This is a genomic window from Anaerotruncus sp., assembly GCF_057433415.1.
The window spans coordinates 1-10,264 of the sequence record NZ_DBMDHH010000075.1 but is presented as its reverse complement, the minus strand read 5'-3'; the positions used below and the strand labels follow the sequence as shown (position 1 = coordinate 10,264).

General features: G+C 65.2%; 9 protein-coding genes. 8 read left to right on the top strand and 1 reads right to left on the bottom strand.

From position 1 onward, the window contains the following. The 7 genes from ACZO3G_RS13765 to ACZO3G_RS13735 all read left to right on the top strand — a co-directional run. On the top strand, positions 1-783 hold a 783-nt coding region (locus ACZO3G_RS13765; RefSeq protein ID WP_486847344.1), incomplete at its 5' end, for a methyltransferase domain-containing protein. 36 nt (positions 784-819) lie between these two features. Next, positions 820-1,857: a dual-specificity RNA methyltransferase RlmN gene (gene rlmN, locus ACZO3G_RS13760; protein ID WP_276871752.1), complete on the top strand. Its 1,038-nt coding sequence runs from the start codon at positions 820-822 to the stop codon at positions 1,855-1,857. 79 nt (positions 1,858-1,936) lie between these two features. Then, a complete protein-coding gene (locus tag ACZO3G_RS13755) occupies positions 1,937-2,668 on the top strand; it encodes a Stp1/IreP family PP2C-type Ser/Thr phosphatase (protein WP_276871754.1) in 732 nt (243 codons plus the stop codon). A gap of 17 nt (positions 2,669-2,685) precedes the next feature. Next, positions 2,686-4,638: a Stk1 family PASTA domain-containing Ser/Thr kinase gene (gene pknB / locus ACZO3G_RS13750; protein WP_276871756.1), complete on the top strand. Its 1,953-nt coding sequence runs from the start codon at positions 2,686-2,688 to the stop codon at positions 4,636-4,638. A 5-nt stretch (positions 4,639-4,643) separates the two neighbouring features. Then, a complete protein-coding gene (gene rsgA / locus ACZO3G_RS13745; protein WP_276871759.1) occupies positions 4,644-5,549 on the top strand; it encodes a ribosome small subunit-dependent GTPase A in 906 nt (301 codons plus the stop codon). Next, positions 5,549-6,361 (top strand): thiamine diphosphokinase, encoded by an 813-nt coding sequence (locus tag ACZO3G_RS13740; protein ID WP_172439140.1) that lies wholly within the window; start codon positions 5,549-5,551, stop codon positions 6,359-6,361. Before rsgA ends, ACZO3G_RS13740 begins: the two co-directional genes overlap by 1 nt. Before the next feature lie 106 nt (positions 6,362-6,467). Further along, on the top strand, positions 6,468-7,529 hold the full coding sequence (locus tag ACZO3G_RS13735; protein ID WP_276871762.1) for an aldose epimerase family protein: 1,062 nt from the start codon (positions 6,468-6,470) through the stop codon (positions 7,527-7,529). Between the two features lie 58 nt (positions 7,530-7,587). On the opposite strand, the gene ACZO3G_RS13730 is transcribed toward ACZO3G_RS13735, so the two are convergent. Then, complete coding sequence (locus ACZO3G_RS13730) at positions 7,588-9,459, bottom strand: hypothetical protein (RefSeq protein WP_276871763.1); 1,872 nt, start codon at positions 9,457-9,459, stop codon at positions 7,588-7,590. Between the two features lie 253 nt (positions 9,460-9,712). Between ACZO3G_RS13730 and ACZO3G_RS13725 the strand changes: the two genes are divergently transcribed. After that, on the top strand, positions 9,713-10,264 hold a 552-nt coding region (locus tag ACZO3G_RS13725; protein WP_486847343.1), incomplete at its 3' end, for an MBL fold metallo-hydrolase.

Here is a 10,264-nt window from a genome sequence, read left to right as displayed (position 1 = left end):
CTGCGGATGCTCGCGGGCTCGCTCGGCAAGGCGCCCGTCTACCTGCGCGCCAACACCCTGCGGACCACGCCGGAGGCGCTCTGCGGGCGGCTCGCGGCGGAGGGGGCGGAAGCCGTCCCGGCCGCGCCGCCCGGCGGCTGCGTGGCGGTGCGGGGCAGGCTCGCCGTCGAGACGCTGTCCGCCTTCGCGGAGGGGCTCTTCCACGTGCAGGACCGCGCCTCCCAGCTCTGCGCCGAGGCGCTTGGCGCGCTGCCGGGCGAGCGGGTGCTTGACGCGTGCGCCGCGCCGGGCGGCAAGACCTTCACGATCGCCGAGCGGATGGAAAACCGCGGAGAGGTGGTCGCGCGCGACCTGCACCAAAAGCGCGCCGATCTGGTGGCAAAGGGCGCGCGCCGTCTGGGCGTGTCGATCGTCACCGCCTCGGCGGGGGACGCGGGAATCTTCGACCCCGCGCTCGGGGAATTCGACCGGGTGCTCTGCGACGTGCCCTGCTCGGGGTTCGGGGTCATCCGCCGCAAGCCGGAGATCAAGTACAAGCCCCCCGGGAGCATCCAGAATCTGCCGGAAATCCAGTATAAAATCCTGCAAACCTCCTCACAATACCTTAGGAGCGGCGGGCGGCTGGTCTATTCCACCTGCACGCTGCTTCCGGCGGAAAACGAGCGGGTCGTCGAGCGGTTCCTCGCGGAGAACGGGGGCTTCGGCCTGATCTCGCAGGAGACCCACACGGGGGAGCGGGAGGATACCGACGGCTTTTTCACCGCCTGCCTCGAGCGGCGGTGATCGGGCCAAACATTTTGACTGCGGGGCGGTGAACGAATGGGCGGGCTGGACCTGAAATCCTATACATTCCCGGAACTGGAAACGGCGGTCGCGGAGCTGGGGCTGCCGCGCTTTCGCGCGGGGCAGATTTTCGGCTGGCTGCACGAAAAAAGGGTGTCCACATTTGCCGAAATGAGCAATCTCCCGGCCTCCCTGCGCGGTCAGCTTGACGAAAAGTTCTACATAAACGCCATCCGTATCAAAAAAAGACTTGTTTCCAACATAGACGGTACGGTAAAATACCTGTATGAGCTGCGGGACGGCAACTGCGTCGAGGCGGTGCTGATGCGCTACCGCCACGGGAACTCCCTTTGCATCTCGACGCAGGTGGGGTGCCGGATGGGCTGCAAATTCTGCGCGTCGACGCTGGCCGGCCGGATGCGCGACCTGACCGCCTCCGAGATGCTCGACGAGGTCTACACCGCGCAGGCGGACAGCGGCGAGCGGGTGGACGGCGTCGTGCTCATGGGCATCGGCGAGCCGCTCGACAACTTCGACAATGTCATGGCGTTTCTGGAGAACCTTTCGGACGCGCGGGGGCTCGGCCTCAGCCTGCGGCACGTCTCCCTCTCCACCTGCGGGCTGGTCGACCGGATCTACGAGCTAGCAAAGCGGAAATTGCAGCTCACCCTCTCGGTGTCGCTGCACGCGCCGAATGATACGATTCGGAATCTTTCCATGCCAATCAACAAAAAGTATCATATCGACCGCCTGCTGGAGGCCTGCCGCGACTATTTTGAAGCCACCGGGCGGCGGATTTCGTTTGAATATGCACTGATCGCCGGCGTGAACGACGCGCCGGAGCACGCGGCGGAGCTTGCCGCGCGGCTGCGCGGCATGGGCGCGCACGTCAACCTCATCCCGGTGAACCCCGTCGCGGAGACGGGCTACCGGCGGGGGGACCGCGCCGCGATCGAGCGGTTCCAGCACGAGCTGCAGCGGCTGGGGGTCAACGCGACCATCCGCCGGGAGCTGGGCGCGGACATCAGCGCGGCCTGCGGGCAGCTGCGGCGGCAGGACGCCGCGCGGGAATAGGGCCGGGTCCGCGGGGCGGACATGAGCCGCGGCGGGCGATTCGAGGCAGGACGCCGCGCGCGGAAAAGGGGGATTTCAATTGATACGGATATTTGGCGGCACCGACAAGGGTTGTGTGCGTGCGACGAACCAGGACGCCTATGTCCATGAGATCGTCGACGCGTCCACGGCCTATGTCGTGCTGTGCGACGGGATGGGCGGCGAAAACGGCGGCCACATCGCCTCCTCACGGGCGGTGGAGATCATCGGCCAGGCGCTTTCGCGCGGGCTGGCGGCGCATCCCCTCCCGGCCTCGGTGAAGCCGCTGCTGCTCTCGGCGGTCACGGCGGCCAACGCGGTGATCTACGACATGGGCGCGGCGGACGAGAGGCTGCGCGGCATGGGGACCACGGTGGTCGCGGCGGTGCTGCTGGGAGACATGCTCTATATCGCGCACGCGGGCGACAGCCGCGCCTACCTGGCGGCGGAGGGCGGGCCCCTGAGGCGGATCACGCGGGACCACAGCGTGGTGCAGCTGCTCATCGAGAGCGGCGAGATCACCGAACGGGAGGCGCGCAGCCACCCGAAACGCAACTATATCACCCGCGCGCTGGGCGTGGAGCGGACGGTGGAAGTGGAGTACATGGAACAGCCCTTCCCGTCGGGGAGGCTGCTGCTCTGTACCGACGGGCTCTATAACTACGCGCCGCCGGAGGAACATATGGAGCTCATTACCACGTGCGCAAGCGAGCAGGACATCTTCCTGCTGATCGACGAAGCGAACAAGGCGGGCGGGCCGGACAACATCACGGCCGTCGTTGTCGCGAAATAAGCGGGAGGACAATTCAGATGGATAAATATCTGGGCAAGAAGCTCGACGGCAGATATGAGATCATGGAGATCATCGGCATCGGCGGGATGGCGAACGTCTACAAGGCGTACGACACCATCGAGGACCGGATCGTGGCCGTCAAGATTCTGCGCGAGGAATATATGGACAACGCCGACATGCGCCGCCGGTTCAAGAACGAATCGAAGGCGATGGCGGTGCTGAACCACCCCAACATCATGCGGGTGTACGACGTGAGCTTTTCCGACCGGCTCCAGTCGATCGTGATGGAGTTCATCGACGGCATCACTCTCAAGGAATACATCGAGCAGGAGAAGGTCCTCAAGTGGAAGGAGGCGGTGCATTTCACCGTCCAGATCCTGCGGGCCCTCCAGCACGCGCACGACAAGGGGATCGTCCACCGGGACATCAAGCCGCAGAACATCATGCTCCTCTCGGACGGCACGATCAAGATCACCGACTTCGGCATCGCGCGGTTCGCGCGCAGCGAGACGCGCACCCTCACCGACAAGGCGATCGGCTCGGTGCACTACATCTCCCCCGAGCAGGCGGCGGGCGACACGATCGACGCGCGCACCGACATCTATTCGGTGGGCGTGATGCTCTATGAGATGCTCACCGGCAAGGTGCCCTTCGAGGCGGACACGCCGGTGTCGGTGGCGCTCAAGCAGATCCAGTCCAAGGCGGTGCTCCCCCGCGAAGTGAACCCCTCGATCCCCGAGGGCCTCCAGGAGATCACGATGCACGCGATGGAGAAGGACGCGGGCAAGCGCTACCAGTCGGCGGCGCAGATGCTCCGCGACATCGACGAATTCAAGCGCGACCCCTCCATCTCCTTCGAGTACAAGTACCTCAGCGCGCCCCTCGCGCACGACGACAGCAAATATTCCGACGCCATCCAGAACGCCCGCCGCGGCAAGAAGGAGAAAAAGAAAAAGGACAAGCCCCGCCGCGCCCCGGTCATCCCGGTGCTCGCGGGGGTGACGGCCGCCTTCGTCATCGTGTCGGCCGCCTTCATCGGTTGGATGATCTACCTCAACAACCCCTTCGCGAGCGTCGAGGACAAGAAGGTCCCCAATCTCGTGGGAGAAAAATACGACGTGGTGCGCGTCTCCCCCAAATACGAGGAGTTCGAGATCGTCCCGGAGGACGACCCGGTCTACAACACCGACTATGACAAGGGCGTCATCTACGAGCAGAGCCCCAAGGAGGGCACGACGGTCAAGGTCGGCTCGGAAATCCGCGTCAAGATCAGCAAGGGCAAGCAGATGGTCACGCTGCCCGACTTTTCGGGCCAGGACTACGAGCAGGTCGTCGCCAAGCTGACCGAGTGGGGGCTGACGGCCGACCCCAAGCAGATGTACAGCGACACCGTCCCGGCGGGCAGCGTCGTGCAGACGATCCCCTCCGAGGGGGACCAGGTGGCGGCGGGCGACATCGTCACCGTCTATAAGAGCATGGGCCGCGAGGAGAAGCTGGTGACGGTGCCCCCGCTCGAGGGGATCAGCCTCGACGACGCCAAGCTCCTGCTCCAGCAGCGCAGCCTGTTGGTGGGCAAGATCACCTACGACGAGGACTACGAGGACGAGGCGATGAACGGCCTCGTCGTCAGCCAGAGCCCGGCGGAGGACTCCCAGGTGTCGCCGCGCACGCCGGTCGACATCACGATCGCGGGCACGGCGGAGTCGAACAAGCGCCTGCGCCTCATCATCCCGCTGCCCGCGGGGGTCGACCGGATGGTCGAGATGACGGCGACGCAGGACGGCACCGAGGTGCAGAAGGAGACGGTTAACCCGGCCGAGCTGGGCAGGTGGCCCGCCTACTTCACCGGCGAGGGCTACGCGTCGGTCAAGATCTACTTCGACGGCGAGCTCTACCAGGTCTACGACCTCGATTTCGACGAGAACGGCTACTACCTGCTGGACGACTACTCGTCCGACTTCGCGGAGTAACGGCGATGGACAAGCGCACAGGACTGATCGTCAAGGCGACGGGAGGCTTTTATTACGTGCAGGCGGACGGCGCCCTCCATGAGTGCCGCGCGCGCGGCCTCTTCCGCAAGGAGGGGGTGAGCCCGCTGGTCGGGGACCGCGTCGAGCTCGAGCCGACGGGGGAGGCGTCCGGATACGTCACGGCGATCCTGCCCCGCAAAAACGCCCTCGTGCGCCCGCCGCTGGCCAACGTCGACACCTTTGTGATCGTGGCCTCGGTCTCCGACCCCGCGCCCAACGCGCTTGTCATCGATAAATTGATGGCGATCGCCTGCCACAAGGAGATCCGCCCGATGCTCGTCATCACCAAGAGCGACCTCGGCGGACCCGACGCGCTCGAGGAGATCTACCGGACGGTCGGCATCCCGGTGTTCGCCGTCTCCCGGCAGAGCGACGAGGGCCTCGAAGAGATCCGCGCGGCGCTCTCCCACGGGATCAGCGCCTTTTCCGGCAACACGGGCGTGGGCAAATCGAGCTTACTCAACCGCATCGACGGGCGGCTGTCGATCGCGACGGGGGAGACAAGCCGCAAGCTCGGCCGCGGCAGGCACACCACCCGCCACGTCGAGCTCTATCCCATCGGGGAGGACGGCTGGATCGCCGACACGCCGGGCTTTTCGGCGGTCGACCTCGAACGGTACGAGATCATCCGCAAGGAGGAGCTCGCCGGCTGCTTTCCGGAATTCGCTGAATTTTCGGGGAACTGCCGGTTTACCGGCTGCTCCCACACGGTGGAAAAGGGGTGCGCCGTGCTCGAGGCGCTGCGGGAGGGGAAGATCCACCCGTCGCGCCACGCGAGCTACCGCGCGCTCTATGAAGACGCGAAGAAGCTGAAGGAATGGGAACTGAAGGACCCACAGGAGAAAAAATGATGCCGAAGAATCCCGACTGCGCCTGCCCGCGAGACTGCCCCCGCCACGGGGACTGCGAAGCGTGCATCGCCTTCCATAAGACGCGCCCCAACCCGCCCGACTGCATGCGCGTAAAGAGACGGCCCGCCCCCAGGGGGACGGGCCGCTGTCTCTTGGTCGCGGGCGGGCCGTCCGGGGACCGCGCCGGCGTGGAACTGAAAGCCGCGCCGGGCGACCTCGTGATCGCGTGCGACGCGGGCTATCCCGCCGCGCTGCGGCTCGGGCTGAAGCCCGCCCTCGCGGTCGGGGACTTCGACTCCTACGGCGGGGAGATCGCCCCGGACGTCGAAGTGGTGCGCACCCCCGTGCGCAAGGACGACACCGACACGATGACGGGGCTGCGGCTGGGGCTGGGCCGCGGCTGCCGGGAGTTCGTGATCGTCGGCGCGCTGGGCGGCAGGCTCGACCACACGGTCGCCAATTTGCAGGCCCTCTGCTGGCTCTGCACGCAGGGCGCGCGGGGAGTCATCCTTTCGGCGGATAACCGCGCCTGGGCGGTCAGGGACGGCGCGCTCGAGCTGCCCCGCATGGAGGGATGGTATCTGTCGGTCTTCGCCGCCGGGGAATGTGAGGGCGTGACGCTGCGCGGGGTGGAATACCCGCTCACCGGGGCGCGGCTCTCCCCGTCGATGCCGATCGGGGTGAGCAACGAGTTTTCCGCCGATACGGCGCGCATCGAGGTCGCGCGCGGCACCCTGATCGTGATCGCGTCGCGCCGGGAGGCCCGGGACACGGAGAAAAATGAAACCGCCCCCGCCGGGACGGCGGAATAAAAAGCGGCCCGCCGTTTGGCGGGCTGCTTTACTTTCCGGGCAAACGCGCCTATAATAGAAGCATGTTCGCAGTCCATGACAGAGATGAGGAGAAGGAGCGGTAGAGATGACAACGATCACCCAGGCCCCCTATTTGATGACCGACTTGGGACAGTCGACCCTTTATACGATGCGGAACAAAAACGGCATGCAGGTGTCCGCGACCGACTTCGGCGGCCACCTCGTGTCGGTCCTCGCGCCCGACCGTGATGGAAAGCTGGCCGACGTCATTCTCGGCTACGGGGATTACGCGGGCTACAAGGTGAACAAATACTATCTCGGCGCGGCGGTGGGCCGCTGCGCGAACCGCATCGGCAAGGGCCGGTTCACCCTCAACGGGAAGGAGTACCAGCTCGCGCTCAACGACAACGGCGTCAACCACCTGCACGGCGGCACGGTCGGCTTTGACCAGAAGCTGTGGGCCGGTAAGGTGATCTCCTGCGAGGAGGGGCAGGCGCTGCGCCTGCGGCTGGTGAGCCCCGACGGGGAGGAACACTACCCCGGCGCCCTGAGCGTCACGATGACCTATACCCTCACCGACCGGAACGAGCTGGTCCTGCACTACGAGGCGGCGAGCGACGCGGACACCGTCTGCAACCTCACCAACCACGCCTACTTCAACCTCGCGGGCCACAACTCGGGCACGATCCTCGGCCAGCGGCTGAAAATTTACGCCGACCATTTCACCGAGGCGGACGCCGAGAGCATCCCGACCGGCAGGGTCCTGCCGGTGGAGGGCACGCCGATGGACTTCCGCGATTACCACAGGGTCGGGGAGCGGATCGACGCGGATTATCTCCCGCTCAACTACGGCGGCGGCTACGATCACAACTGGGTGCTCAATTCCCCCGCGGGCGAGCTCGGCCCCTGCGCCGAAATGTGGGATGAGGCGAGCGGAAGGCATATGACCTGCCTGACGACCCTGCCGGGCGTGCAGTTCTATTCGGGCAACTTCATCGACGGCACCCAGCTCGGCAAGGAGGGCTGCTACTATGAGAAACGGGGGGGCCTCTGCCTCGAGACGCAGTTCGCGCCTGACTCGGTCAATCACCCCGAGTGGCCGAATCCCGTCCTGCGGGCGGGCGAGCCCTACGACCACACGACCATCTACCGCTTCGACGTAAAATAGTCCCCGGGAATCCAAAAGGCGGCCCGCTGAGCGCGGGCCGCCTTTTTTCGTTCGTTTGTCAGCGGACGTTGATTTTGATCTGTCCCTTGGTCCGGTCGTATTTGCTGCTGTCGGGATAGAAATAGAAGCTGTAGTAGCCGCTCTTGGTGATCTTGGTGTCCTCGTCGACCCACTCGAAATCGCCGTCCAGCCGGTCGTTGTCCGAATTGTAGGCGTGCACGTTGTCCTCGAGCTCGTCGTCGTACTCGTAGAGCCGGTCGTTCTTGTCCGCGCGGAAGGAGGAGGTGTTGAAGTGGACCGCGCCGCTGCCGCTGCCGCTGACGGTGATCTTGATCTGCCCGCGGGTCTTCTCGTACTTGCTGCTGTCGGGGATGAAGTAGAAGTCGTAGTTGCCCGTCTTGGTGATCCGGGCGCTCTCGTCGACCCACTTGACCTTGCCGCTCACCTTGTCGCCGTCCCTGTTGCGGGCGGTGACGTTGTCCTCGAGTTTGTCCTCGTAGTAGTAGAGGCGGTCGTCCTTGTCGGCCTTGAAGCTGTCGGTTTTGAGGGTCAGCTTCTTGCTGCTCGAACTCGAGCCGCTGCCGTTGACGGTAATCTTGATCTCGTCGCGCACCCGGTCGTATTTGCTGCTGTCGGGGATGAAGTAGAACTCATAGTAGCCCGTCTTGGTCACGCGGGTGGTGTCGGAGACCCATTTGACCTCGCCTCTGATGCGGTCGCCGTCGTCGTCGTAGGCGTCGACCTCGTCCTCAAGCTCGCTCACGAGGCTGCGCAGGCGGGTGGTGGTGTTCTTGACGTTGATCGAGCCGATGCGCAGCTCGACGTCGTCATCGCCGTCATCGTCATCGCCGTCCACGGTGATGCGGATGGTGCCGGTCGTGGTCTTATACCGGCTGCTGTCCGGCTCGAAGACGAATTTGTAGCTGCCGCTCTTCTTGACGACGGTGGAGCGGGAGGAATCCCAGCTCACCTCGCCCGAGATCGTCTTGCCGTCGTAGGTGGCCTTCACGTTGTCCTCGAGGTCGTCCTCCAGGTCGCGCAGGCGGTCGCCCGAATCGGCGCGGATCGTCTTGGTGGTCAGCTTGACGCCGGTGCTGCTCGTGCTGCTGTCCTCATCGTCGTCGCCCCCGTCCACGTCGATGTAGATCGAGCCGTAGGTCTTTTTGTAGCTGCTGCTGTCGGGGGTGAAGAGGAAGCGCACGGTGCCGCTGCGGCGGATCGCGGTGCTGCCGGAGGAGACCCAGCTCACCCTGCCCGACACCTTGCGGCCGTTATAGGAGGCGGTGACGTTTTCCTCCAGGTCGTCCTGAAGCGAGCTGAGCCTGTCGCCGTAATCGGCGTCAATCGTCCGGGTGCTCAGCTTGAGGGCGGAGGAACCGCTCGTGCTGTCCGAATCGCTGCCGCTTCCCGTCTTGAGGGAGCCGACGGTGCCCGAGACGGACGATTTGGTCACGGCGGTCACCGATTTAACGCTGGAGCCGCTCGAAGCGGTCAGCTTGGCCTTGCTGCTGGTGAGCTTGGCGGTCGTGACCGTCGCGCCGCGCGAGACGGTGACCTTGTTGGCGCCCGCTACGGTCAGCGTGCCGACCGTGCCGCCGATGGTCACCTGAACGTCGCTGTCAAGCGTCTTGGAGAGGGAAAGCGAGGGAAGCGAGCCGGTGACGCTCAGGTCGGACTGGCTGCCCAGCGTGATCCGGCGGGACTTTCCGGTCGAGTCGGTGAAGCAGACGAGCAGGTCGCCCTTGCTCGAGGTGAGGGACACCGCCCCGTCCTTGGAGAGATAGGACCCGGTGAGGCTTCCTCCCCTGTAAAACTGGACATACTTATTCTGGACCTTGAGGCTGTAGTTTGATGCCGCAGACGCGCCGACTGCCAGGGAGAGCATCATGACGAGCGCCAGGCAGATTGCGGTAATCCGTTTGACAGACATTTTGATCGAAATCCTTTCTTTCTTCATGCTGCGGTGGTGTCGATTCGGGCGGGCGGGAACGCAAAGCCGTCCTCCGCGCCGCTTCTTTCTAATAGGTGTGCGGAAAGGCGCGTTTTGATGCACGATCCTTCCAGATGAGCCACATATTTTAATCACATTCTGCATCATTTTGCCTGAAAAGTCAACCGCGGGAGGAAAGACCGCCCCCCGCCGTGCTATAATAGGAATATCCGCGGAGAAAGGGGGAATTTGGATGCTGTCGGTCTGTCTGCCGGGGACGGGCGGCTTCATGCCGCTGGGGAACCGCTGGCTCACCTGCTGCTGGATGGAATACCAGGGCCGCGCGCTGCTCATTGACTGCGGCGAGGGGACCCAGCTCGCGCTGCGGGCGGCCGGGTGCCGGCTGAGCCGGCTGGACACCCTGCTGATCACCCACTACCACGCCGACCATGTCGCCGGGCTGCCCGGGCTGCTGCTCTCGGCGGGCAACAGCGGCAAGACCACCCCGCTCACGATCGCGGGGCCGCCCGGCCTGCGGTACGTCGTGCCCGCCCTGATGATGATCGCGCCGGTGCCCTACCCGGTCGAGCTCGTCGAGCTGGGCGCCGGGGACGCGCTGGACGGCTGGGACGGCCTGACCGTCTCCAGCCTCCTCCTCAAGCACCGCATCCCCTGCTACGGCTACCGGGTGCGGGTGGCCCGCAAGCCGGTCTTCAACCCGCAAAAGGCCGAGGCGCTCGGAATCCCCAAACCGCTCTACCGCACGCTGCACGCGGGGGAGGCGGTGACGCTGCCGGACGGGCGG